15 protein-coding genes, 4 tRNA genes, 3 rRNA genes and 2 pseudogenes are annotated in these 26,587 nt (G+C 45.7%); 19 read left to right on the top strand and 5 right to left on the bottom strand.

The features are described from left to right. Positions 1-116: 116 nt before the first annotated feature. The 13 genes from rluD (at position 117) to UQW94_RS19835 (ending at position 12,863) form a co-directional block, all read left to right on the top strand. Positions 117-1,094, top strand: coding sequence for a 23S rRNA pseudouridine(1911/1915/1917) synthase RluD (gene rluD, locus UQW94_RS19895; RefSeq protein WP_005381875.1), 978 nt, complete (start codon positions 117-119; stop codon positions 1,092-1,094). 1 nt (position 1,095) lies between these two features. Further along, entirely contained in the window at positions 1,096-1,824 is a 729-nt protein-coding gene (pgeF, locus tag UQW94_RS19890; RefSeq protein ID WP_104978810.1) for a peptidoglycan editing factor PgeF, read from the top strand. A gap of 144 nt (positions 1,825-1,968) precedes the next feature. Next, on the top strand, positions 1,969-4,542 hold the full coding sequence (gene clpB, locus UQW94_RS19885; RefSeq protein WP_262652783.1) for an ATP-dependent chaperone ClpB: 2,574 nt from the start codon (positions 1,969-1,971) through the stop codon (positions 4,540-4,542). 551 nt (positions 4,543-5,093) lie between these two features. Continuing rightward, positions 5,094-6,646 (top strand): 16S ribosomal RNA (locus UQW94_RS19880). Between the two features lie 95 nt (positions 6,647-6,741). Next, a tRNA-Ala gene (locus UQW94_RS19875) sits at positions 6,742-6,817 on the top strand. Positions 6,818-6,827: 10 nt separating this feature from the next. Continuing rightward, positions 6,828-6,903, top strand: a tRNA-Glu gene (locus UQW94_RS19870). A 303-nt stretch (positions 6,904-7,206) separates the two neighbouring features. Beyond that, positions 7,207-10,097 (top strand): 23S ribosomal RNA (locus tag UQW94_RS19865). Positions 10,098-10,191: 94 nt separating this feature from the next. Then, positions 10,192-10,308 (top strand): 5S ribosomal RNA (rrf, locus tag UQW94_RS19860). Together the 16S, 23S and 5S rRNA genes with 4 tRNA genes alongside form the textbook arrangement of a ribosomal RNA operon. 77 nt (positions 10,309-10,385) lie before the next feature. Continuing rightward, positions 10,386-10,462 (top strand) — tRNA-Asp (locus UQW94_RS19855). A gap of 35 nt (positions 10,463-10,497) precedes the next feature. Further along, positions 10,498-10,574, top strand: a tRNA-Trp gene (locus UQW94_RS19850). A 475-nt stretch (positions 10,575-11,049) separates the two neighbouring features. Further along, complete coding sequence (locus UQW94_RS19845) at positions 11,050-11,382, top strand: DUF1904 domain-containing protein (protein ID WP_064353645.1); 333 nt, start codon at positions 11,050-11,052, stop codon at positions 11,380-11,382. A gap of 12 nt (positions 11,383-11,394) precedes the next feature. Next, a complete protein-coding gene (mepA, locus tag UQW94_RS19840; protein WP_322142511.1) occupies positions 11,395-12,231 on the top strand; it encodes a penicillin-insensitive murein endopeptidase in 837 nt (278 codons plus the stop codon). Positions 12,232-12,554: 323 nt separating this feature from the next. Next, complete coding sequence (locus UQW94_RS19835) at positions 12,555-12,863, top strand: hypothetical protein (protein ID WP_005381765.1); 309 nt, start codon at positions 12,555-12,557, stop codon at positions 12,861-12,863. Between the two features lie 42 nt (positions 12,864-12,905). Here UQW94_RS19835 and UQW94_RS19830 read toward each other — a convergent pair whose 3' ends face one another. From UQW94_RS19830 to rdgC, 3 genes are all read right to left on the bottom strand, one after another. Further along, the gene (locus UQW94_RS19830; RefSeq protein WP_005381763.1) at positions 12,906-13,160 is read right to left on the bottom strand and encodes a YfhL family 4Fe-4S dicluster ferredoxin; all 255 of its coding nucleotides are present in this window, start codon (positions 13,158-13,160) and stop codon (positions 12,906-12,908) included. A gap of 2 nt (positions 13,161-13,162) precedes the next feature. After that, positions 13,163-14,563 carry a tRNA 5-hydroxyuridine modification protein YegQ gene (gene yegQ, locus UQW94_RS19825; protein ID WP_322142510.1) on the bottom strand — a complete coding sequence of 467 codons (1,401 nt, stop codon included), beginning with the start codon at positions 14,561-14,563 and terminating at the stop codon, positions 13,163-13,165. 165 nt (positions 14,564-14,728) lie between these two features. Then, positions 14,729-15,643, bottom strand: coding sequence for a recombination-associated protein RdgC (gene rdgC, locus UQW94_RS19820; RefSeq protein ID WP_054576951.1), 915 nt, complete (start codon positions 15,641-15,643; stop codon positions 14,729-14,731). A 224-nt stretch (positions 15,644-15,867) separates the two neighbouring features. On the opposite strand from rdgC, the gene phoB reads away from it, so the two are divergent. Genes phoB through UQW94_RS19805 form a run of 3 tightly spaced genes read left to right on the top strand, consistent with a single transcriptional unit; the run spans position 15,868 to position 18,855 of the window. Next, positions 15,868-16,557 (top strand): phosphate regulon transcriptional regulator PhoB, encoded by a 690-nt coding sequence (gene phoB / locus UQW94_RS19815; RefSeq protein WP_005381752.1) that lies wholly within the window; start codon positions 15,868-15,870, stop codon positions 16,555-16,557. A 40-nt stretch (positions 16,558-16,597) separates the two neighbouring features. Next, positions 16,598-17,896 carry a phosphate regulon sensor histidine kinase PhoR gene (phoR, locus tag UQW94_RS19810; protein ID WP_005383667.1) on the top strand — a complete coding sequence of 433 codons (1,299 nt, stop codon included), beginning with the start codon at positions 16,598-16,600 and terminating at the stop codon, positions 17,894-17,896. Beyond that, complete coding sequence (locus UQW94_RS19805; RefSeq protein WP_064376918.1) at positions 17,896-18,855, top strand: PstS family phosphate ABC transporter substrate-binding protein; 960 nt, start codon at positions 17,896-17,898, stop codon at positions 18,853-18,855. Before phoR ends, UQW94_RS19805 begins: the two co-directional genes overlap by 1 nt. A 34-nt stretch (positions 18,856-18,889) precedes the next feature. Here UQW94_RS19805 and ppx read toward each other — a convergent pair whose 3' ends face one another. Together ppx and ppk1 are read right to left on the bottom strand one after the other, a co-directional pair. Next, a complete protein-coding gene (ppx, locus tag UQW94_RS19800) occupies positions 18,890-20,395 on the bottom strand; it encodes an exopolyphosphatase (protein ID WP_213963110.1) in 1,506 nt (501 codons plus the stop codon). Continuing rightward, positions 20,379-22,469, bottom strand: a complete 2,091-nt coding sequence (gene ppk1 / locus UQW94_RS19795) for a polyphosphate kinase 1 (protein WP_005381748.1) — start codon at positions 22,467-22,469, stop codon at positions 20,379-20,381. The genes ppx and ppk1 overlap by 17 nt, the downstream gene beginning before the upstream one ends. 207 nt (positions 22,470-22,676) lie before the next feature. On the opposite strand from ppk1, the gene UQW94_RS19790 reads away from it, so the two are divergent. The 3 genes and pseudogenes from UQW94_RS19790 to pstA all read left to right on the top strand — a co-directional run. Beyond that, positions 22,677-24,881 carry an ABC transporter permease subunit gene (locus UQW94_RS19790; RefSeq protein ID WP_322142509.1) on the top strand — a complete coding sequence of 735 codons (2,205 nt, stop codon included), beginning with the start codon at positions 22,677-22,679 and terminating at the stop codon, positions 24,879-24,881. Positions 24,882-24,911: 30 nt separating this feature from the next. After that, a pseudogene (locus UQW94_RS23520) lies at positions 24,912-25,143 on the top strand (phosphate ABC transporter, permease protein PstA); the annotation flags it as partial. 65 nt (positions 25,144-25,208) lie between these two features. Further along, positions 25,209-26,585, top strand: a pseudogene (gene pstA / locus UQW94_RS19785) (phosphate ABC transporter permease PstA); the annotation flags it as partial. Between the last annotated feature and the right edge of the window lie 2 nt (positions 26,586-26,587).

Here is a 26,587-nt window from a genome sequence, read left to right as displayed (position 1 = left end):
ATCTAAATATTTCTTAAGCTGCCGTTACTTTCTTTCCAGTAACAGATACAATGACGTAATAGTCTATTTTTTCACAGTCGTGAGCATTAGTCTCACAGTTTTTAAAAAAGTTCGATATGGCTCAGCAGATTGTATTAACAAATACCGTAAAAGATAGCCAGTTAGGTCAACGTTTAGACCAAGCTATCGCCGAATTATTCGCGGACTTCTCTCGCTCGCGCCTAAAAGAGTGGCTGCTTGATGGGAAAGTTCAAGTTGATGGTGAAGTTGTCACTAAACCTCGTACCAAAGTAATGGGTGGCGAGGAAATTACATTGCAAGCCGAGTTAGAAGATGAAGAACGCTGGGAAGCGCAAGATATCCCGCTAGATATCGTCTATGAAGATGAAGATATTATCGTTATCAACAAACCTCGTGACTTTGTGGTTCATCCGGGCGCTGGTACGCCTGATGGCACTGTGCTTAATGCGTTGTTGCATCATTACCCTGATATTGCAGAAGTACCTCGTGCAGGTATCGTGCACCGTTTGGATAAAGACACAACGGGTTTGATGGTGGTGGCGAAAACCGTTCCTGCACAAACTCGTCTGGTTCGCGCACTGCAAAAACGTAATATTACTCGTGAGTACGAAGCGATCGCTATTGGTCGTATGACTGCGGGCGGTAAAGTGGATCAACCTATTGGTCGTCACTCTACTAAGCGCACGCTTATGGCGGTGGCACCAATGGGCAAACCAGCAGTAACGCACTACCGTGTTGCTGAACGCTTCCGCGAACACACGCGTATTCGTTTGCGTCTAGAAACGGGTCGTACGCACCAGATTCGTGTGCACATGTCTTATCTTCAGCATCCGCTGCTCGGTGATATTGCATATGGTGGACGTGCTCGCATCCCGACAGGTGCGTCTGAAGAGCTAACGGCAATGATCCGGGGCTTCGATCGCCAAGCATTGCACGCAGTAATGCTGCGCTTTGAGCACCCAATTACGGGCGAAGTTCTTGAGTTTCATGCTCCAGTGCCTGATGACATGGTTGTGATGACTGAAGCGCTTCGTCAAGATACAGAAGAGCACGGCTTACCGGAAGAATTCTAATATGAAGACGATCATTCCGAACTGGCCAGCGCCTAAAAATGTCAAAGCTTTCGCCTCAACACGCATAGGCGGATTTTCGACAGGCCCTTACCAAGGGCTAAATTTAGGTACTCACGTTGGGGATGATTTGTCTTTAGTAGAGAAGAACCGAGCTTGGTTGGCGCAACAGGCAAGCATGCCAAATGCGCCAATCTGGTTAAACCAAACGCATTCAACCGTTGTGGCTCAAGCAAATGAACCAACAACACAGGTGCTTGATGCGGATGGTGTATTTACTTCTTCAAGCCATGTTGTTTGTTCAGCGATGACCGCCGATTGTTTACCTGTATTATTGACTAATACACAAGGTACGCAAGTAGCCGCTGTTCACGCAGGTTGGCGCGGCTTAGCAAATGGCATTGTCGAAAATGCGTTAGCGTTGTTTTCTGGTGAAGTGATAGCGTGGCTTGGCCCCGCCATTGGCCCTCAAGCCTTCGAAGTGGGTGAAGATGTTCTGCAAGCTTTTGTTGATTTTGATTCACAGGCGAATCAAGCATTTGCTCCACGCGATATCGACGGTAAATGGTTTGCTGACATGTCGGTGCTGGCAACGCAACGTCTAAACCGGACTGGTGTGACACAAGTGTTTGATTCTGGACTTTGTACTTACCAAGATAAAGCCTCTTTTTACTCTTATCGCCGTGATGGTAAGACTGGTCGACAAGCAACCTTTATTTGGATCGAAGACTAGCTATAAGCACCAAAGTGCTAAGATGCATACTACTATTTTTGCAAAGCTATCTTTATTCATTCACTCCCTTGAAATTCCCCACCCGAGTATCCATCTTTCTAACTGTCAAAAGAATTTCCTTTAGTTGAGGTTAGGAAGGTAGATATGCGTCTTGATCGATTCACAAGTAAGTTTCAAATCGCTATCTCTGATGCTCAATCACTAGCGTTAGGGCGCGATCATCAATATATCGAGCCAGTTCACCTCATGGTGGCTTTGCTTGATCAAAATGGCAGTCCAATTCGTCCATTGCTTACTATGCTGGATGTGGACGTAACGCATTTACGCTCTAAATTGAGTGAAATGTTAGATCGATTACCAAAAGTCAGTGGCATCGGTGGGGATGTTCAGCTCTCTAGCTCGATGGGCACATTGTTTAACCTGTGTGACAAAGTGGCGCAAAAGCGTCAAGACTCCTATATCTCGTCTGAAGTCTTCCTGCTTGCCGCTTTAGAAGATCGCGGACCATTGGGGCAATTGCTCAAAGAGATCGGCTTAACAGAGCAAAAAGTCAGCCAGGCAATCGAAAAGATCAGAGGTGGTCAAAAGGTCAATGATCCGAATGCAGAAGAGCTTCGTCAAGCATTGGAAAAGTTCACCATAGACCTTACCGAACGTGCAGAGCAAGGTAAATTGGATCCGGTTATCGGCCGTGATGATGAAATCCGTCGTACTATCCAGGTATTGCAGCGTCGTACTAAAAACAACCCTGTGATTATCGGTGAACCAGGCGTAGGTAAGACAGCAATTGTTGAAGGCTTAGCGCAGCGCATAGTTAACAATGAAGTACCTGAAGGTCTGCGTGGTCGCCGTGTGCTATCACTGGATATGGGCGCACTGGTTGCTGGCGCGAAATACCGTGGGGAATTTGAAGAGCGTTTAAAATCAGTATTGAATGAACTTGCTAAAGAAGAAGGCAATGTCATCCTCTTCATTGATGAACTACACACTATGGTCGGTGCTGGTAAAGGTGAAGGCTCAATGGATGCGGGCAACATGCTAAAACCGGCATTAGCTCGTGGTGAGCTGCACTGTGTTGGCGCAACAACATTGGATGAATATCGTCAGTACATCGAAAAAGATGCAGCATTAGAACGTCGTTTCCAAAAAGTGCTGGTGGATGAGCCGACCGTTGAGGATACCGTGGCGATTTTACGTGGCTTGAAGGAGCGTTATGAGCTTCATCATCACGTCGAAATTACCGACCCAGCGATTGTTGCTGCGGCGAGTTTGTCACATCGCTATGTCTCCGACCGTCAGTTGCCGGATAAAGCGATCGACTTAATCGACGAAGCGGCTTCAAGCATTCGTTTACAAATTGACTCTAAGCCGGAGTCCTTGGATAAGCTTGAGCGTAAAATCATCCAACTCAAAATTGAGCAGCAAGCACTAAGTAACGAGCACGATGAAGCGAGTGAAAAGCGTTTGAAAGCGCTTAATGAAGAACTCAATGAAAAAGAACGTGAGTACGCTGAACTAGAAGAGGTTTGGAATACAGAAAAAGCAGCTCTTTCTGGTACTCAACATATTAAGTCTGAGCTTGAACAAGCTCGTATGGACATGGAGTTTGCTCGCCGAGCTGGTGATCTAAACCGCATGTCGGAGCTTCAATATGGTCGTATTCCTGAACTTGAGAAGCAGTTAGATCTTGCAACCCAAGCTGAAATGCAGGAAATGACGCTATTGCGTAATAAAGTAACCGACAACGAGATTGCAGAAGTACTTTCTAAGCAAACCGGTATTCCGGTATCCAAGATGCTAGAAGCGGAAAAAGAGAAACTACTTCGCATGGAAGACGTGCTGCATAATCGTGTGGTAGGTCAAAGCGAAGCGGTCTCTGTTGTATCGAATGCCATTCGTCGTAGTCGAGCTGGGCTTTCTGATCCAAACCGACCAATTGGCTCCTTCTTATTCTTAGGTCCAACTGGTGTGGGTAAAACAGAGCTTTGTAAGACACTTGCGAGCTTTATGTTCGACAGCGAAGATGCGATGGTCCGTATCGATATGTCTGAGTTCATGGAGAAACACTCAGTGGCAAGATTGGTGGGTGCGCCTCCAGGCTATGTCGGATATGAAGAGGGTGGTTACTTAACGGAAGCGGTTCGTCGCAAGCCGTATTCGGTAATTTTGTTAGACGAAGTAGAGAAAGCGCATCCGGATGTATTTAACATTCTGCTGCAAGTTCTCGATGATGGGCGTTTAACGGATGGTCAAGGTCGTACTGTTGACTTCCGTAATACGGTTGTGATCATGACATCTAACTTGGGTTCATCTCGTATCCAAGAGAATTTCGCAACATTAGACTATCAAGGTATCAAGAGTGAAGTGATGGATGTGGTTAGCAAACACTTCCGCCCAGAGTTCTTGAACCGTGTTGACGAAATCGTGGTGTTCCATCCACTTGGTCAAGAACACATTAAGTCCATTGCTTCTATTCAATTGGGACGTTTGGCGAAACGACTAGAGGAGAAAGGCTATCAACTAGAAGTTTCCGACAAAGCGCTCGATTTGATCGCTCAAGTTGGTTTCGATCCTGTGTATGGTGCGCGTCCTTTAAAACGTGCAATTCAGCAGAATGTCGAGAATCCGTTAGCCAAATCAATTCTGTCTGGTGAAATCGTTCCAGACAAGACAGTGCAGCTAATTGTTACTAATGACCAAATTTGTGCTCATCAATAATTGTATGGATACAGTAAAATTGAGATAAAAATCACACTAAAGGGGCCGTTTGGCCCCTTTTCTATAGTTTTTTAGAGTCTTTTGTCTGTTTTCTATACGAATAAACTAAAAAGGTGAGTTTTTTTTAAAAATGCACTTGTGTTCTTTAATGAACTCCCTATAATGCGCCTCCGTTGTCACGGGAAAGCAAGTAAAGCGGAACCTAAACAACTACGGTTAGTGAGTTAAAATTAACTCGCAGATAAATAACTTAAAAAAGTGTTTGACACGATAAGTTATCTAGCTAAAATGGCCGTCCACTTTGAAGAGAACTTCGAAGTGTGCTCTTTAACAATATAGACCTATCAATCTGTGTGGGCACTCGTTGATGATAATCCAATTAGAAGCTTCGGCTTAAAATTAGGTTTCAATGATACGAAGTGACCATTCGAATTGGGAAGCAGCCTTGAGCTGTTTTGTTTTACTTTTCAAAAGTGAAAACCAATAAGAGCACAGTCAATTCAAACATTACTTATGTAATGTTCAGTATTCATTGAGCCAAACAAAATCTTAAATTGAAGAGTTTGATCATGGCTCAGATTGAACGCTGGCGGCAGGCCTAACACATGCAAGTCGAGCGGAAACGAGTTATCTGAACCTTCGGGGAACGATAACGGCGTCGAGCGGCGGACGGGTGAGTAATGCCTAGGAAATTGCCCTGATGTGGGGGATAACCATTGGAAACGATGGCTAATACCGCATGATGCCTACGGGCCAAAGAGGGGGACCTTCGGGCCTCTCGCGTCAGGATATGCCTAGGTGGGATTAGCTAGTTGGTGAGGTAAGGGCTCACCAAGGCGACGATCCCTAGCTGGTCTGAGAGGATGATCAGCCACACTGGAACTGAGACACGGTCCAGACTCCTACGGGAGGCAGCAGTGGGGAATATTGCACAATGGGCGCAAGCCTGATGCAGCCATGCCGCGTGTGTGAAGAAGGCCTTCGGGTTGTAAAGCACTTTCAGTCGTGAGGAAGGCGGGTACGTTAATAGCGTATTCGTTTGACGTTAGCGACAGAAGAAGCACCGGCTAACTCCGTGCCAGCAGCCGCGGTAATACGGAGGGTGCGAGCGTTAATCGGAATTACTGGGCGTAAAGCGCATGCAGGTGGTTTGTTAAGTCAGATGTGAAAGCCCGGGGCTCAACCTCGGAATAGCATTTGAAACTGGCAGACTAGAGTACTGTAGAGGGGGGTAGAATTTCAGGTGTAGCGGTGAAATGCGTAGAGATCTGAAGGAATACCGGTGGCGAAGGCGGCCCCCTGGACAGATACTGACACTCAGATGCGAAAGCGTGGGGAGCAAACAGGATTAGATACCCTGGTAGTCCACGCCGTAAACGATGTCTACTTGGAGGTTGTGGCCTTGAGCCGTGGCTTTCGGAGCTAACGCGTTAAGTAGACCGCCTGGGGAGTACGGTCGCAAGATTAAAACTCAAATGAATTGACGGGGGCCCGCACAAGCGGTGGAGCATGTGGTTTAATTCGATGCAACGCGAAGAACCTTACCTACTCTTGACATCCAGAGAACTTTCCAGAGATGGATTGGTGCCTTCGGGAACTCTGAGACAGGTGCTGCATGGCTGTCGTCAGCTCGTGTTGTGAAATGTTGGGTTAAGTCCCGCAACGAGCGCAACCCTTATCCTTGTTTGCCAGCGAGTAATGTCGGGAACTCCAGGGAGACTGCCGGTGATAAACCGGAGGAAGGTGGGGACGACGTCAAGTCATCATGGCCCTTACGAGTAGGGCTACACACGTGCTACAATGGCGCATACAGAGGGCGGCCAACTTGCGAAAGTGAGCGAATCCCAAAAAGTGCGTCGTAGTCCGGATTGGAGTCTGCAACTCGACTCCATGAAGTCGGAATCGCTAGTAATCGTGGATCAGAATGCCACGGTGAATACGTTCCCGGGCCTTGTACACACCGCCCGTCACACCATGGGAGTGGGCTGCAAAAGAAGTAGGTAGTTTAACCTTCGGGGGGACGCTTACCACTTTGTGGTTCATGACTGGGGTGAAGTCGTAACAAGGTAGCGCTAGGGGAACCTGGCGCTGGATCACCTCCTTAAACGATGATTATTGCGATGAGTGTCCACACAGATTGATATGGTTTAGATTTCAGAGCAAAATTGGTTCTGCATAAAATGCTGAAGCAATTTATGTGGGGCTATAGCTCAGCTGGGAGAGCGCTTCGCTGGCAGCGAAGAGGTCATCGGTTCGATCCCGATTAGCTCCACCACATACTCAGTGTCCCGTTCGTCTAGAGGCCTAGGACACCGCCCTTTCACGGCGGTAACAGGGGTTCGACTCCCCTACGGGATACCATCTTTAAACATTCTCTCTTGAGAGTTTTTAAAAATGGTTACTTCATTAGAAGTGATTAGCTCTTTAACAATTTGGAAAGCTGACAAAACAACAATTTATTGTTGTTTGTAAAGTTCTCAATGTTTGTCTTTAAGACAAACACCAAAAAACACATTCAAGTGTTCTTGGCTTTTTGTTTTCATTTTTTCTAAAAATGAAGGTAAAGAGATGAGTCCGGCAAAATCGAATGTCTCTCGCTCATTCAAATAATGAGAGACAACTTTGGTGATTTGATTATCAACTCGAAACTCCTTCGGGTTGTATGGTTAAGTGACTAAGCGTACACGGTGGATGCCTTGGCAGTCAGAGGCGATGAAGGACGTATTAACTTGCGATAAGCCCAGATTAGGTAGTAAAAACCATTTGAGTCTGGGATTTCCGAATGGGGAAACCCAATATCATAAGGTATTACTGTTGAGTGAATACATAGCTCAACAGGGCGAACCGGGGGAACTGAAACATCTAAGTACCCCGAGGAAAAGAAATCAACCGAGATTCCGAAAGTAGCGGCGAGCGAAATTGGACTAGCCCTTAAGCTTTACACGCGTTAGACGAACAGCCTGGAAAGGCCGACGATACAGGGTGATAGTCCCGTAGTTGACGACGTGTGTTCAGTGAAATCGAGTAGGGCGGGACACGTGATATCCTGTCTGAATATGGGGGGACCATCCTCCAAGGCTAAATACTACTGACTGACCGATAGTGAACCAGTACCGTGAGGGAAAGGCGAAAAGAACCCCTGTGAGGGGAGTGAAATAGAACCTGAAACCGTGTACGTACAAGCAGTAGGAGCAGGCTTTGTCCTGTGACTGCGTACCTTTTGTATAATGGGTCAGCGACTTATATTCAGTGGCAAGGTTAACCATCTAGGGGAGCCGTAGGGAAACCGAGTCTTAACTGGGCGTTCAGTCTCTGGATATAGACCCGAAACCAGGTGATCTAGCCATGGGCAGGTTGAAGGTTGAGTAACATCAACTGGAGGACCGAACCGACTAATGTTGAAAAATTAGCGGATGACTTGTGGCTAGGGGTGAAAGGCCAATCAAACCTGGAGATAGCTGGTTCTCCCCGAAAGCTATTTAGGTAGCGCCTCGGACGAATACTACTGGGGGTAGAGCACTGTTAAGGCTAGGGGGTCATCCCGACTTACCAACCCTTTGCAAACTCCGAATACCAGTAAGTACTATCCGGGAGACACACGGCGGGTGCTAACGTCCGTCGTGGAGAGGGAAACAACCCAGACCGCCAGCTAAGGTCCCAAATTACTACTAAGTGGGAAACGATGTGGGAAGGCTCAGACAGCCAGGATGTTGGCTTAGAAGCAGCCATCATTTAAAGAAAGCGTAATAGCTCACTGGTCGAGTCGGCCTGCGCGGAAGATGTAACGGGGCTAAGTAGTAAACCGAAGCTGCGGCAATGCACTTTAGTGCATTGGGTAGGGGAGCGTTCTGTAAGCGGTTGAAGGTGTGTGGTAACGCATGCTGGACGTATCAGAAGTGCGAATGCTGACATGAGTAACGATAAAGGGGGTGAAAAACCTCCTCGCCGGAAGACCAAGGGTTCCTGTCCAACGTTAATCGGGGCAGGGTAAGTCGACCCCTAAGGCGAGGCCGAAAGGCGTAGTCGATGGGAAACGGGTTAATATTCCCGTACTTCTTACAATTGCGATGGGGGGACGGAGAAGGCTAGGTGGGCCTGGCGACGGTTGTCCAGGTTCAAGTGCGTAGGCTGAAGAGTTAGGTAAATCCGGCTCTTCTTAAAGCTGAGACACGACGTCGAGCATCTACGGATGTGAAGTCATTGATGCCATGCTTCCAGGAAAAGCCTCTAAGCTTCAGATTGTAAGGAATCGTACCCCAAACCGACACAGGTGGTCGGGTAGAGAATACCAAGGCGCTTGAGAGAACTCGGGTGAAGGAACTAGGCAAAATGGTACCGTAACTTCGGGAGAAGGTACGCTCTCGACGGTGAAGTCCCTCGCGGATGGAGCTATTGAGAGTCGCAGATACCAGGTGGCTGCAACTGTTTATTAAAAACACAGCACTGTGCAAAATCGCAAGATGACGTATACGGTGTGACGCCTGCCCGGTGCCGGAAGGTTAATTGATGGGGTTAGACTTCGGTCGAAGCTCTTGATCGAAGCCCCGGTAAACGGCGGCCGTAACTATAACGGTCCTAAGGTAGCGAAATTCCTTGTCGGGTAAGTTCCGACCTGCACGAATGGCGTAATGATGGCCACGCTGTCTCCACCCGAGACTCAGTGAAATTGAAATCGCTGTGAAGATGCAGTGTACCCGCGGCTAGACGGAAAGACCCCGTGAACCTTTACTACAGCTTGGCACTGAACATTGACCCTACATGTGTAGGATAGGTGGGAGGCTTTGAAGCGCAGTCGCTAGATTGCGTGGAGCCGTCCTTGAAATACCACCCTTGTAGTGTTGATGTTCTAACGTCGACCCCTTATCGGGGTTGCGGACAGTGCCTGGTGGGTAGTTTGACTGGGGCGGTCTCCTCCCAAAGCGTAACGGAGGAGCACGAAGGTGGGCTAATCACGGTTGGACATCGTGAGGTTAGTGCAATGGCATAAGCCCGCTTGACTGCGAGAATGACAATTCGAGCAGGTGCGAAAGCAGGTCATAGTGATCCGGTGGTTCTGAATGGAAGGGCCATCGCTCAACGGATAAAAGGTACTCCGGGGATAACAGGCTGATACCGCCCAAGAGTTCATATCGACGGCGGTGTTTGGCACCTCGATGTCGGCTCATCACATCCTGGGGCTGAAGTCGGTCCCAAGGGTATGGCTGTTCGCCATTTAAAGTGGTACGCGAGCTGGGTTTAGAACGTCGTGAGACAGTTCGGTCCCTATCTGCCGTGGGCGTTGGAGAATTGAAAGGGGCTGCTCCTAGTACGAGAGGACCGGAGTGGACGAACCTCTGGTGTTCGGGTTGTGTCGCCAGACGCATTGCCCGGTAGCTAAGTTCGGGATCGATAACCGCTGAAAGCATCTAAGCGGGAAGCGAGCCTTGAGATGAGTTCTCCCTGATACTTTAAGTATCCTAAAGGGTTGTCGTAGACTACGACGTTGATAGGCAGGGTGTGTAAGCGTTGTGAGGCGTTGAGCTAACCTGTACTAATTGCCCGTGAGGCTTAACCATACAACACCCAAGGGGTTTTGATGGACTCAATGAAAGAACATTGAATGTGTAAGAACGAGAATTAAAAAAACGGCTTTCCAGATTAAAGAATTTGCTTGGCGACCATAGCGTTTTGGACCCACCTGACTTCCATGCCGAACTCAGAAGTGAAACGAAATAGCGTCGATGGTAGTGTGGGGCTTCCCCATGTGAGAGTAGAACATCGCCAGGCTTTAGTTTTATTTTCACTTTTTCGAAAAGTGAAGACAAAAGCGGACGCTTGCTTATTAAAGCGAGTGATACCACTGCGGAGTGGTAGTTCAGTTGGTTAGAATACCGGCCTGTCACGCCGGGGGTCGCGGGTTCGAGTCCCGTCCACTCCGCCACTTATTTGAGCGTCGTCTCAATAAACACGAATTACAGGGGTGTAGCTCCAATTGGCAGAGCAGCGGATTCCAAATCCGCGTGTTGGGAGTTCGAATCTCTCCACCCCTGCCATACTCTAAAGCCTCAGCAGTAATGCTGGGGCTTTTTTGCATCTGAAGAAAAGAGAAGCTGACTAGTTGGAAGAGTTGTCGATTCCTCTGATACCAAAGTATCGGGGGGATTGAAAGCTCATATCTCCGGGATATTGGTCCACTTCACCTATCCCCCATATTCATAAGCTCTGGCTTAGGTCAGGGTCTCTTTTATTCCTAACGTATAATTTCGATGTCAGGTGTATGTTTATCCAACGAATATGGCATACCTTTGCTTCAGATAGTTTTATTTTCTAGTAATGTAATTACTAAATGTTGATGTATCGCGTTGCTCTTTCTGTTTTACCTTCGAATTTCATAACACTTTTTCTTCGTTATCGAGCACATCTGATTCACAATCTATTGAAAGGTCAGTGGTTACATTGGCTTGGATGATTACTGACTTGGTTCCTGTTATCATCATGCATTAATGCTAATAATTAGGAAGTAAGTTTATGCCACATTTTCGATTCCGTGCTGTAGAGCCACAAGCTGTTCAGGCATTATCAAAACCCCTTACGGATGAACTTCAGCCTCTAATGGACTGTCCGCGTGAGGATTTTACTTTTGAGTATATCTACACTACGTTTTTCAATGAGGGTGAGGTGAGTGCTGCATATCCTTTTGTCGAAGTGCTTTGGTTCGACCGTGGCCAGGTAGTGCAAGATGAAGTTGCCAAGCTTATTACGCAACAAGTGCGCGGTATCGCTGGTGCCGATATTGATGTTGCAGTTATCTTTTCCGCCTTATCTCCTAAAGCTTATTACGATAATGGCGAACACTACTAAAGGTTAAAGGCTATGAGGCTGAGTTTCATTGTAACTTTGGGTTTATGTTTCTCAGCTTCAGTATGTTCTACTCCTTGGGAGTCTGTGGTTAATCCTACCCGAAACTCTTCCTCCTCTATTGGTAGTTATGCTAACGGTTGTTTAGATGGTGCATTACCCTTGCCTCTCGATGGCGTTGGTTATCAAGTCTTACGTAGTAAAACGAAGCGCTACTATGGGCACCCTAAAACGATAGAGTTTATTGAAAATCTGGCGCTTAAAGCTCATCAAAATCTCAACACCACTCTGCTAATTGGTGATTTGTCTTTACCTAGAGGTGGAAGGTTCTCCTCTGGTCATTCTAGTCATCAAACCGGGTTAGATATCGATATCTGGTTAAGGCTTGCTGACCAACCGCTTTCTTATAACGAATTACAACTTCCTAAGCCCATGAGTGTGGTGGATTTAAAAGGTTATTCCATACTTAATCATCGCTGGGAAGAACGGCACTTTAAGCTAATTCGGTACGCTTCAAAAAGTAAGGATGTTGCACGAATTTTTGTACATCCTGTTATTAAGGAGCAACTTTGCTTGCAAGAAAACGGCAAAGATCGTTCTTGGTTACGTAAAGTACGTCCATGGTGGGGGCATCATTACCACTTTCACGTCAGGTTGTCTTGTCCTGATTCGAGCGACTATTGTGTTGATCAAGCACCACCTCCAGTAGGCGATGGCTGCGGTGTTGAGCTTGCAAGTTGGGCCCCGAAAGCAAAACCTATTGATCCCCCTCCACGGGTAAAAACAACCTCTAAGCCCAAACGAAAAAAAGTCGTTCCACCTCAATGCTTGCCGCTTATCAATCCTAATTAGTGTTACTCTTCAGGTTTATCTGTACTTGGTGATCTCTTTTATGAAACTGGAGAAACATCATACTTTTGTCTACATTGAATAATACCAATACAAAAACTAACCCAATTAGTTTTGGGGACATATTATAGAAGTCTAAATTAAACAAAGAGTTGTAGTATGGGTAAGTTGTAACTTCTTTGTTTAGAAAAAGATCTTTCGTCACGATACTCTGGTTTCTTAGCAATATGTCTGTCAGTTGGCTAAAAAGCGATAACAACGCAGACAAGTGTGTAAGGCAGGGATATGCCCTTTTCCTGTTAGAAGAGTAAATCAAGGACAAAACCATGACTATGATTTGTGCAAAAGAATTTGCAGAGTGGTTAAGACACAGATTTAGCAGTGATACTAAAGGAGTCTCTTTGACTCGAGAGGATGTGAATCACCTGACTGGGCGTCAACGCCTTGATCCGGGTTTTGTTAATGATGTGCATTATGAGCTGATGCAATATGGGATGGCTTTCGTTACTGATACGAGCCGAGAAAACTTTTATTTAATACCTGTTTCTCAAGCGGAAAATTGGCGTGAGAGACTAGAGTATCATTTTGAAAAAGAGCTGTTCTGCAATATTATCCCTATTGAAAAATCAGGTTGAGAAAAGGTTCAACTTTGATGCCAAAGTTGAACCTAATTGCTCTTATGCTAACCCTTGAATAATCACGAATTTTTCAAGCAACTGCTCTTCAGTTTCGACATGGTTCGGATCAGTGATTATGCATTTTGTAATTGGACACACTGACTGACAGGTCGGCTTTTCGTAATGCCCCTTACACTCTGTACATAGCGCTGGATCAATTTCGAAAATGCTCTCTCCCATACTGATTGCCCCATTGGGGCATTCGGGATCACACATGTCGCAGTTAATGCATTTATCAGTAATGAGCAAGGCCATGGTTACTTACCAGTCGGGTTACGGGTGTCCTGCCCTGAGTTTAGATTACGCATTAATAGGCCATATTCTAAATCTAGCTCTGCTGGTACTGGAATGAATACAAAGTGACCGTTTCCTTTCGCGTCTTCAATAGACTCTGACTTGCGGTTTTCCATTGCCTCTAGCGTGAAAACAATATTGCCTTTTGGCGTCATTAGTTCAAGGCTATCACCGACAAGAAACTTATTTTTTACTTCTACTTCAGCCATGTCACCACGACGTTTGCCAGTGAATTCACCAACAAACTGTTGAGCATCAGAGACTGAGTAACCGTAATCGTAGTTTTGGTAAGTATCGTGTGTATGACGGCGTAGGAAGCCTTCAGTGTAGCCACGGTGAGCTAGGCTTTCTAGTGTACCCATTAGGCTTTCATCGAATGGTCGACCTGCTACAGCATCATCAATTGCTTTACGATAAACTTGAGCGGTACGTGCGCAGTAGTAGAACGATTTAGTACGACCTTCAATTTTCAATGAGTGAACACCCATCTTAGTTAAGCGTTCAACGTGCTGAACCGCTCGTAGGTCTTTAGAGTTCATGATGTAAGTACCATGCTCGTCTTCGTAAGCTGCCATTTTTTCTTCTGGACGGTGTGCTTCAGAAAGCAGAACGACTTCATCTGTTGGTTGGCCGCGACCAATTGTGGTTTCAGGGCGCTCGTCTTGTACTTCGACAGGCTGTGCTTCAGTCGGGTCGAATTTCTCTACGATATCACCAGCGTCGTTTTCTTTACCCTCTTCAACTTTGTATTCCCAGCGGCATGCGTTAGTGCAAGTGCCTTGGTTAGGGTCACGTTTGTTGATATAGCCAGAAAGTAGACAACGACCTGAGTAAGCCATGCATAATGCACCGTGAACGAATACTTCAAGCTCAGTTTCAGGGCAATGCTCACGAATTTCTTCGATTTCTTCTAGAGATAGCTCGCGAGAAACGATCACACGTCCCACGCCATTCGCTGCCCAGAACTTAACGGTCGCCCAGTTTACAGCGTTCGCTTGTACAGAAAGGTGAATTGGCATTTCTGGGAAAGCTTCACGAACCATCATAATTAGGCCTGGATCTGACATGATCAATGCGTCAGGACCCATCTCTACGATTGGCTTAAGATCACGGATGAACGTTTTTAGCTTCGAGTTGTGTGGTTGAATGTTACATACCACATAAAGCTTTTTGCCTAGGGCGTGGGCTTCATCGATACCGATTTTTAGGTTCTCGTGGTTAAACTCGTTGTTACGTACGCGAAGGCTGTAGCGAGGTTGGCCAGCGTAAACTGCATCTGCCCCGTAGGCGAATGCGTAACGCATGTTTTTCAGGCTGCCCGCTGGAGATAGTAGCTCAGGCACGAATGCTTTCTCAGTTGTCATTGCTCAATTCTCTTTTATCTGATCACAAGTCAGGCCAATTCCACCTAATGGAAATGGGGCGCAAATTTTACGTCAAAATGTGAACTGTGACTAGGGTAATTGTGCTTCAGATAGAAAAACGCCCTCAAAAAAAGTGAGGGCGTTATGGTTAACCTTTATACAATATTATGCGTTAGGATTCGGTAAGCCGCCTAGCGCATCGTATAGGTTGGGAAGGAAAGCACTGAACTCTCCACACATTAGAGAGAAGTCTGCATCAAATCGAGCTGCTTGATCTTCACGTGGAATATCATCGTTTTGATCTTTCAATTCATCAGAGAATTTTAGACGTTTGATGCCTGCATCTTCCGTCATAATGAACTCAATACGATCTTGCCAATTAAGCGCAAGTTTCGTCACGACCTTATCCGCAGCGATGTGGTTGCGGATTTCATCAGTGGTTAGCTCTTGCTTCTTACAGCGAATCACACCACCTTCTTCAAGTACGGATTTTAGCTCAGCTTCGTCCATCATGCTGATACCTTGAGGTGTGTCACCGCTTTTCACCCACTCGGTTAGCGTAGTTTCAATCGCCACCTCTGGAATAGCAGGAACAACAGGTAGACTACCCATGGTTTTACGAAGCAATGCTAATACATCTTCTGCTTTTTTATAGCTGCTTGCATCAACAAGGATAAAACCTTCTTTTGGCATGATGAGCACGTGAGAGTGGCTGCTGCGGCTGAATGCGCGCGGCAGTAAATCCATTACGATGTCATCTTTCAGGTTGTCTTTCTCTTTCTTCTTCAGAGGACGACCTTCTTGCGCTTCCATTGCTTCTACTTTTGCATTCAATGATTCTTTGATCACAGAGGCAGGTAGCATTTTCTCTTCTTTCTTGGCGCAAATCAGAATGCGGTTTTCTGACACGTGAGTCATCATATCGCCATGTCTACCCATTGCACTGACCCAGCCAAATTTCTGTTTGTCTTGACTGCCACACGGGGTGAATCGGAATTCAGACAGCTGAGTTTCTAGTTGTTCGGCGTTAAAAGTAACCTCGCGGTTAACGCGGTATACCAGACAGTTTTTAAACCACATAAATCTTCTCTAGGCTTGATGACAAGGGACTAATCATAGGGAATTTTTGTGCTGATGTCTTAATAGAAATGAAAAATATCCGAATGAACCTCAAAAGAAAGTTATATGAAAATTTGTTTTCAAAGGTCACAAAAGTGTCATAATTGGTAGTGATAATGCTTATGCATAGAGAGGCGCTTTGTCTCTTAAATTCATTAGCTCAACGAACATAAGGTTACTCAATTATGTCTAGAAGGATTCTGGTTGTTGAAGACGAAGCTCCTATTCGCGAAATGCTGTGCTTCGTACTTGAGCAGAAAGGTTACCAAGCGGTAGAAGCGGAAGATTACGATACTGCAGTAACCAAACTGGCTGAACCCTTCCCTGATTTAGTTTTACTGGATTGGATGTTACCAGGCGGTAGTGGCATTAACTTCATCAAACATATGAAGCGAGAGGAATTAACGCGCAACATTCCAGTTGTGATGCTTACCGCTCGTGGTGAAGAAGAAGATAAAGTGCGCGGTTTAGAAGTCGGTGCGGATGACTACATTACCAAGCCATTCTCTCCTAAAGAGTTGGTTGCACGCTTAAAAGCGGTGATTCGTCGCGTAACCCCTACTGCACTAGAAGATGTAATTGATGTACAGGGATTAAAGCTTGACCCTGTATCGCACCGTGTTACGGCTAATGATGCGCCATTAGACATGGGCCCAACAGAATTTAAGATGCTTCATTTTTTCATGACGCATCAAGAACGCGTATACAGCCGTGAGCAGCTATTAAACAATGTTTGGGGCACCAACGTGTATGTCGAAGACCGTACAGTCGATGTCCATATTCGCCGTCTGCGTAAAGCGTTGGAAGCTGCAGGGCATGATAAGCTGATCCAAACTGTTCGTGGTGCTGGATACCGCTTCTCGACGAAGGCATAAATTAACACGCAGCTTATCGGTACCATTTCTGGAGTTATGAGTGGTTGAAAGATTAACGTGGAAAAAGCTGGCCTGGGAGCTGGCTTTTTTTTACACCCCATGGGTGATAGTAGGTTGGATATTCGGTTATATGCCGTGGTTGCTTTTGGCTGCTACGGCATTGCAGCTTGTGTGGCATTTGCATAACCAAGTACGTTTATCTTCTTGGTTATGGGATGAAAAACGCCTCACGCCACCATCTGGTAGTGGTAACTGGGAATCTTTGTTCAATGGGTTGTATCGCTTACAACAGCGCCAACGCCGCAAACGAAAAGAGCTTACTAATCTTATTCGTCGATTCAGAAATGGTGCAGAATCGCTACCCGATGCGGTAGTGGTATTCCGTGCTGAAGGCAATATTGTTTGGTGCAACAAGCTGGCTCAGCACTTACTGGGCTTCCATTGGCCAGAAGATTCAGGTCAACCTATCTCGAATCTCATTCGTACACCTGATTTTATCAAGTACCTCAACAAGAAAGACTTTTCTGAGCCATTAGAAATGCGTTCACCACTCAACGTCGAACGCATGCTGGAATTACGTATCGTACCGTATACCGAGGGTGAGCACTTGATGGTAGTGCGTGATGTGAGCCAGTTAAAACAACTTGAGGGAATGCGTCGCAACTTCTTCGCCAACGTATCTCATGAACTACGTACACCAATGACGGTGCTACAAGGTTATCTTGAGATGACAGAAGACCCTGATATGGTCGTAGGTCCAATGTGGAGCAAAGCTCATGGTGTCATGACGGAGCAGCTCAACCGCATGAACAGTTTGGTGAACCAACTACTGACACTATCTAAAATTGAAGCGGCACCTATGCATGAGCTTGAGGAAGTCGTGAATGTGCCCGCGATGCTTGAAGTGTTAGAAAAAGAGGCGGTTAGCCTTAGTGGGGACAATCAACATAAATTGAAATTTGATGTTGATGCTAGCCTACGCGTGCTGGGCGATGATGACCAGTTACGTAGTGCTATCTCTAACCTCGTTTATAACGCCGTCAAATACACACCGCCTGGTGCGAACATTAATGTTCGTTGGTTCCAGACCTCTCAAGGCGCATGCTTAGAGGTGGAAGATAGCGGTGATGGTATTGAACCTCAGCACCTACACCGACTTACCGAGCGTTTTTATCGAGTAGATAAAGCAAGATCACGTGATACTGGTGGAAGTGGTTTAGGGCTAGCCATTGTAAAACACGCGCTGAGTCACCATGACTCTCATTTAGAAATTCACAGTGAAGTAGGTGTGGGCAGTAAGTTTTCTTTCGTATTGCCTGAGCGTTTGGTGGTGAAATAATGGCTTTACGATTGGCAAAAACATTCAGTTTATTCGCGCTTGTTTGTTCCTGTATGGCTGGGGCTCAAGATAAACCATTGCCGACTTATCATAAAACGACGGGGATTGTCGGGAACTTGCTCTCTGTTGGCTCCGATACACTTGCGGGTATGACAACGCTTTGGGTTGAAGAGTTTAAATCCATTTACCCGAATATTAATGCGCAAGTCCAAGCGTCTGGCTCTTCTACTGCCCCTCCAGCATTGACCGAACAAACAGCTCAGTTTGGTCCCATGAGCCGCCCTATGCGTTTAAGAGAGGTTGAAGCGTTTGAACGTGAACATGGCTACAAGCCAACGGCGCTTAGGGTAGCCATTGATGCAATCGGTATTTTTGTTCATCAAGATAATCCAATTCAAGGTCTTAACTTTAGTCAGTTAGATGCTTTGTTTTCTGCCACGCTACGCTGTGGTGAAAGTCAATTTGTAACAAACTGGCAGCAACTCGGTCTTGAATCACAGTGGGCAAAGCGAAACGTACAGTTGTTTGGTCGTAACTCCGTTTCTGGAACTTATGGTTACTTCAAAAGTAATGCCTTGTGTGGCGGCGATTTCAAGACTCGAGTTAACGAGCAGCCAGGCTCCGCGTCAGTTGTGCAAGCTGTAGCGTCAACCATCAGTGGAATTGGTTATTCCGGTGTTGGTTATCGAGTGGCAGGCGTGCGCTTAGTCCCTGTGGCTAAAATGGGAAATGACTACGTGACTCCAACGCGAGAACATATTGTTAGTGGTAAGTACCCACTATCACGTTACTTATATGTTTACGTGAATAAGCACCCTGATTACCCATTAACACCAATTGAAGCTGAGTTTATTCGCTTTATCTTTTCTGCTCAGGGACAAGCGTTGGTTGAGAAAGATGGTTATGTGCCCATTACGGCAGACTTTGCAGAAGAAGAGTTAAAAAAAGTCGGCCTGTAAGCCGACTTTTTATTTAGGTATGGACAGTACGAGATCAGAAAGTGAGTGTCCACTTCGCGCTGTCCCAACGTTCTTGTTCTTCCTGTAAATCCGCGTGAAGTAATTTATTGTTTTCTAGCCATGCTTCATCTGTGCATGTAAGAATCCATTCGTCATTTTTGATAGATAAGGTGATATCAGGCAATGGATCTTCATTACGCTGCCCATTTAATACGATAGAAAGTCGTAATATTTTGATGAGGCTTATAATGTCACTCTGTTTATAGAGGTTGAAATCTGGTAGTTCTTGCAATTTGAGCGCTTTACGCTGGAAGCGAGCTAATGTTGCAAGCACTAATTGCTGCTCACGGTTGAAGCCTTGTAGGGTGGAGTGCAACAGAATATAAAAAGAGTGGCGATGGAAACTACGCAAGTTAATACTTAATCCGACTTCATGAAGCAACGCTGCCCACTCTAGTAAGTCAAATAACTCACTCTTTTTCTTAATGCCTAGTTCAGAGCGTACCTGACATAACATCTCACGTGCATGCCCCTTAACACGAGCGGCATGCTCTAAGTCGACCCGGTGCTTGTTGGCTAAATTTTCTGTGGTGCGCATGCGAATATCGGAGCGCGCAAAACGCTCTTCCATTTCGTACAACAGGCCTTCGCGCAGAGCACCATCGGAGAAAAACATCTGCTCAATGCGAAGCGCTTTGAAAATCGCGGACAAAATCGCTACGCCTGCTGCGAATACGGGTTTACGTTCTTCTGTTAGACCAGTCAGTTCAATATCTTCAATTGAATCAAATTTACACAGAGTTTCGATAAGTGTATCCAGTCGACTCGCTGTGATCAGGCCATCTTCAAAACCTAATCCTACTAGCACTTCTTGAATTGCTTTGATGGTTCCTGATGAGCCGAGAGCAATATCCCAGCCCTTTTTACGATATGTTGAGGCGATGGACTCGAGTTTTTGTTCGGCCGCTAACATCGCCTTACTGAAGTTTTTGCCTGACAGTTTGCCGTTTTTAAAGTATTGCTCTGTAAAACTGACGCATCCCATCTGTTTACTGTTGAGAAGCTCAGGCTCAAATTCTTGTCCAATAATCATCTCGGTACTGCCGCCTCCGATATCGATGACTAGTTTGGAGTTGGATTCTACTTGAGTGTGCGCGACGCCTAAGTAAATCAGGCGGGCTTCTTCTTCTCCAGGGATAATTTCTATTGGGAAAGGCATCACTTCTTTCGCACGCTCGATGAAAAGGTGGGCATTTTTAGCGCGTCTTAGTGTGTGCGTGGCGGCGATACGTACATTTGACTCATCAAGCCCTTGCAACCTTTCAGCGAACATGGCTAAGCATTCTAGCGCACGCTCCATTGCGGCGTGACTTAAGTTCAATTCACTGTCGAGTCCTGATGCTAAGCGAACACGTTGTTTATGACGACTAACCAGTTGTAGGTCACTGCCGACAACTTTGGCCACCACCATATGGAAACTGTTTGAGCCGAGGTCTATCGCGGCAATGTAGCGAGTATCTTGTTCAAGTATTTGAGGCATCTGAATTTTGTTTTCTAGTTTGCTTTTCTATATTTTTAAGATAGTCATAGATAGCGATTTGAGAGCGAACTTTTTTGCGATTACCTCGTGGTACGTAAGCGTTACTCATTTCTTTATCTATTAAACGAGCCTTTACTGTATCGGTAAAATGGATATTCGTTATATCAATAATTCTCTGTTTCAAACGTGGATCACGGACTGGTACTGCTACCTCGATACGGTGATCAATATTTCTTGTCATCCAGTCTGCGGAGGAGATATAAACTTGCGGATCGCCATCATTGTGGGTGATCACCACGCGAGGGTGCTCAAGAAAGCGGTCAACAATACTGATGATGCGAATATTGTCGCTGATCCCCTCAATGCCCGGTACTAATGAGCACATGCCTCGAATGATCATGTTTATTTTTACACCGGAAGTACTTGCTCCATAAAGCTTATTGACGATGCCTTTATCGACTAGGTTATTGACCTTGATCGTAAGAGCGGCTTTTTTCCCTAGCTTGGCATTCGCAATTTCATTATCAATTAAGCGGTAGATTTGGGTTCGAGAATTACGAGGAGATACCATAAGGTGATTGAACTTCACTGGTCGGTATGGATTCTCAATGTAACCGAAGACATTACGGACTTCATTAGTAATTTCTTGATCTGCCGTAAGTAGGGAGAAGTCGGTATAAATTCGTGCCGTCTTCTCATGGAAGTTGCCTGTGCCGATGTGTGCGTAACGAATAATTTCTTCACCTTCGCGGCGGCTAATCATCAATAGCTTTGAGTGAATCTTAAGGCCAGGCGCACCAAAGATGACGTGCACACCCGCTTCGGTTAATACTTTTGACCATTCGATATTGGCTTCTTCATCAAAGCGAGCTTGCAGTTCGACGACCACAGTGACATTTTTGCCGTTGTGCACCGCATCAATTAAAGAGTTCATCAAGCGAGAATCTTTCGCGACGCGATAAATGTTAATCTTGATACTAAGTACTTTGGGATCGAAGGAGGCTTGGCGCACTAACTCACTAATGTGGTCAAAAGTGTGGTAGGGATAATAGAGCAGAATATCTTTCGCTTTAATCGCGTCAAAGCTGTTGGCATAACCTTCGAAATCGGCACATTTCATTGGCGGGAGAGGTTTATTTTCAAGATATTCTCGTCCAACATTTGGAAAGCCGATGAAGTCTTTAAAGTTGTGATAGCGTCCGCCGGGGATAAGGTTATCGTAGTTAGAGATATTAAGTTTGTTACACAGAAACTCTAACATTTGAGGCGGCATATCGCGTTCGTAGACGAAGCGAACGGGCTTTGCTGTCAGTCGCTGATTTACACCCTCTGACATTTGTTCAAGCAAGCTGTACTCGATTTCATTGCGTAAATCGTATTCAGCGTCACGCGTCATTTTCATCGCATAGCCGCTAAGCTCATCATAATCAAAAAAGCCTTTGAACAGCTCGTCCAAACAGTGGCGAATAATATTATCAAGTAAGATGATGGTTTTTCGACGCTTTCCTTTCTGTTCTGGTACCATCACAAAGCGGGGAAGGTGATCGGTTGGAATTTCGATCAGAGCGTATTGGTAATGTTCTTCTTTACGCAGCTCTACGGCGATGTAAGCGTACTCGTCTTTGAGAAATTGCAGAACATCGATCTCGTCTTTCATTAGGAGGGGAGTGATATGCGGCATTACCTCTCTACGGAAGTATTTTGCGATCCACTTTTGTTGCGATTCATCCAGTTGTTGTTCGTTGACCAAGAAAATGCGACGTCGCGCCATTTCTCGAATCAATTCGCTGTAAAGCTCATCAAATTGTTCGTTAAGCTTTAGTGCTTTCGACTGCATTTTGGTTAACAGTCGTTTAGGGCTATCACTGCCACCGCGCTCTTGGCTGATTAGGATTCTGCGCTTCACGTCCGCAAAGCGTACTTTGTAAAATTCATCTAAATTGTTGGAAAAGATCCCAAGAAAGCGAATACGTTCGATCAAAGGGACGGTTTTATCGGCAGCTTCTTGTAATACTCGTTCGTTGAAAGACAACCAACTCAGTTCTTTTTCTATATATAGTTTTTCTGCGCTCATAACCTTACCTAGCCAAAAGTGAAGTAATACGTACTCATCTTGGAAAAATGGATGAGTGAGAACATTATGAGATTTTCATTACAGATTTATTTCATACCACGCATTGCATAAGAGTTGTATTCTTTTCAGGTGTTTAATGTGATCTGTAATATAATTGTCATCTTAACGACATATTCTAGTACTAAGTCAAAAAAGGTAGAGATTTAAATGGCACAAGCCGAGTTTTCATTGCAGGAAAAAGATAAGAAACGACTGATAAAAGATCGTTTAGTTCGACTTGCAGTGACATCCGGTGGTGTCGGCGTACTCGCGGCGCTTATTTTGATCTTTGTCTACCTCGCCATGGTGATCATTCCGCTTTTTTCTGATGCGGAGATCAAAACCAACCAAGCCATTCGAGCCACTCATATTGAAACACCACTTGCGATTTCAGTGGATGATTACGCTCAGCTTGCGTTCGTCCTAACCCAAAGTGGTGAGATTCAATATTTGTCGATGGACGAGCCTACGAAACCTGCGGTGTATAAACAGCAAATCGTCCAGAAACCCGTCGCTTTCTCTCAATCTGCTCCTGGGCTAGGTTGGTATGGATTTGTTGATGGGCAGGGTAAAGCGAACCTTTTCAAGCCAGAATTTAATGCCACGTTGAGAGAAAATACACGTCCTCCGGAAGTGATTGAGCTAGACACCAGCATGGATCTGACACTAAGTACGCCTCAAGAGCCTGTGACTCAGTTTGTATTTGCAGCTTCGACGCCCTTACCAACGATTGTTTGGCAGACGCAAAGCGGTGAAGTGAAAGCTCGCTGGCAAGTGGCTTCGTCTTTGGGTACGCCTCCTACAACGATCGATTTTACGTTCTCTTCAGGCTTTAATACGCCTCAGCAAATGTTGTTGACACCTGACGGTGAAACGCTTTATTTGCGCGATGGCTCTGAGTTGATCGTGTTAAAGAAAACCGCACGTAAATTTGCTGTGCGAGAGGTGGTCGATCTCACTCAAGGTGATAAGAAGCATTCCGTTCGTACGATAGACTTATTGGCCGGTGCTTACTCGCTTTTGGTGACGCACAACGATGGTCGGGTGTCGCAATGGTTTGATACGCTGCAAGAAGAAAAACGCACGTTAACGCATATTCGTGATTTTAAATTGGCATCAGAGCTTAAGTATTTGTTGCCGGATTCTCATCGAAAAGGATTTTATAGCTTTTACACCAACGGCACGTTGCAAAGCCATTATACAACCAGTGAAAAACTGGTGTTGTTTAAGCGTGCGTACAATCAAGCGCCCGCAATCGCAGCAATGTCTAACAATGAACGCTACTTAATCACTTGGCAAAATAATGCGTTAAATGTTGCGGAAGTGGACAATGCCTATCCGGAAATTTCATTGTCTTCATTATGGCAAGAAGTGTGGTACGAAGGGTATCCTGAGCCTGAATTTGTGTGGCAATCGACTTCGGCGAGCGATAACTTTGAGGCTAAGTTCAGCCTAGTACCTATTGCGTTTGGAACGATAAAAGCGGCGATGTTTGCGATGCTGTTTTCAGTACTGCTCGCAGTGCTAGGTGCTATTTATACGGCTTACTTTATGTCGCCACGCATGCGTCGTGTCGTGAAACCGTCGATTGAGCTAATGGAAGCACTGCCGACGGTGATCATTGGTTTCCTCGCGGGATTGTGGTTCGCGCCTATTGTCGAAGATCACCTGATTACGATCGTCGTTATGCTGTTTGTTTTGCCCTTGAGCACCATGATTATGGGCGGGCTATGGGCATTAATACCGCAACCTTTGCGGAATCGTCTGCCTAATGGTTGGCATGCTTTAGTGCTCATGCCTGTCATATTGGTACTGATTGGGCTTGGAGTGTGGATTTCGCCTACGATTGAGCAGACGTTCTTTGGTGGCGATATGCGCTTATTCTTAACCGAGCATGGTATTGGTTACGATCAACGCAATGCATTGGTGGTGGGGCTAGCGATGGGGTTTGCTGTTATCCCGACGATTTTTACCATTGCCGAAGATGCCATTTTCTCTGTACCGAAGCATTTATCGGATGGCTCTTTGGCATTAGGGGCCACGCCTTGGCAAACTTTAATCTATGTTGTCTTGCTTACTGCAAGCCCAGGTATTTTTTCTGCCATTATGATGGGCCTGGGACGCGCTGTTGGCGAAACCATGATTGTGTTAATGGCAACGGGCAATACGCCATTAATGGATTGGAATATTTTGGAAGGATTGCGCAGCCTGTCGGCGACCATCGCCGTTGAGTTGCCAGAGTCGGAAGTTGGAAGTTCGCATTATCGCCTGCTGTTCCTAGCTGCATTGATTTTGTTTGTGTTTACGTTTGCAGTAAACGCGCTTGCGGAGTGGGTTCGTCAGAGACTGAGAGATAAGTACCGTGCGTTGTAATAATGGTTTGAATAAAGAGCGAGTAATAACGTGTTAAATTGGATTCGTTCTGGCGCACCGTGGATATGGCTAACAGGCGGTGCAGTCAGCATCAGTTTGTTGTCGGTATTAGGGTTGTTACTCCTTATCGGCTGGAAAGGCCTGACTTACTTTTGGCCAGCGCCCTTGTATCAGTGGAATGTTGCAGCGCTGACTCCTGTACAAGGTGAAGTGCTACATGAAAATACTATTCTGATTGGTCAAGTGTATGAGCGCAGCTTTGTACCGAAGAGTTATTTGCCTGAAAGCGCAGCACAACAGTTAGAAGACGATGAAGATTTTGCCACGCGACTCAACATCAAAATCGCTAACCGAGAGTTGTATCCCGCCGATTTTATCTCCGTATTGCAAATGCAGTTGGATGAGCCCACGACGCCAAAAGAGTGGGCGGTGATAGAGCGCAGTAGCGGTGGTTATTTCTTTGGTAAGCTGGTGGCGTTTCAAGATGGCGATAATATATACACCAGTGATATTCAATCGATACTAAATAAAAAGCTTGATGATGCAGAAACTCTGCGCCATGAGATTGATTCTTTGGTGGTCGATCAGCTTAAAGAGCTTGGTTGGAAGCTAGAGCAGTTGCGATTAGAAAAGCGCAAGCATGAATTGAATGACACGCTGACAGAAAGCTTCTTAAAGGAAAATCAGACGAAAAAAGAGCAGATAGAAAAAGCGCTTGCGACGTTAGATTTGCAACTTGATGGTTTACGACTTCAGCTCTCTGACTATGCCTTGATTGTCGAGGATATGACGGGGTCACAAGTATCGATTCCGCTCGAAGATATTTTGGACTACTGGTATCCAAACCAAATGTCACTGCCTGATAAAGTCATGCATTGGGGAAAACAGGTTTGGAAGTTTTTATCTGAAGATCCAAGAGAGTCTAACTCCGAAGGAGGCGTGTTCCCTGCGATATTTGGTACGGTTTTCTTAGTACTCATCATGTCGATCATTGTGATGCCACTCGGGGTGATCGCCGCTATCTATCTACATGAATACGCTAAGAATAACGCTCTAACCAGAGTTATTCGTATTGCGGTTATAAACCTAGCGGGTGTTCCATCGATTGTTTATGGCGTGTTTGGTTTAGGTTTCTTCGTTTATACGATTGGTGCCTCTATCGACAACGTATTCTATGCGGAGAAGCTACCGGCACCAACCTTTGGTACGCCGGGTTTGTTATGGTCTGCACTAACTCTTGCCGTGCTGACGCTTCCAGTTGTGATTGTGACTACTGAAGAAGGTTTAACTCGTATTCCGAGCTCAGTACGACATGGTTCTCTGGCGCTTGGTGCAACTCAGTTCGAAACACTATGGCGTGTGGTTTTACCTATGGCGACGCCAGCTATTATCACAGGTTTGATCCTTGCGATTGCACGTGCAGCTGGCGAAGTAGCGCCACTGATGCTGGTGGGGGTCGTGAAATTGGCATCCAGTTTACCGGTTGACGGACAATTCCCTTATGTGCATTTGGATAGAAAGTTCATGCATTTAGGTTTTCACATTTACGATGTTGGCTTTCAAACCTCCAACATCGAAGCGGCGCGACCATTAGTTTATGCTACCTCTTTCTTACTCGTGACAGTGATTGTCGGGCTAAACTTAACAGCAATCAGTATTCGCAATAATTTACGAGAAAAATACAGAACGTTAGGACAAGATTAAGT

The organism is Vibrio sp. PBL-C16 (assembly GCF_034321865.1).
Lineage (GTDB): Bacteria > Pseudomonadota > Gammaproteobacteria > Enterobacterales > Vibrionaceae > Vibrio > Vibrio alginolyticus.
The sequence above is the reverse complement of the archived record's forward strand: the minus strand, read 5'-3'. Positions and strand labels throughout refer to the sequence as shown.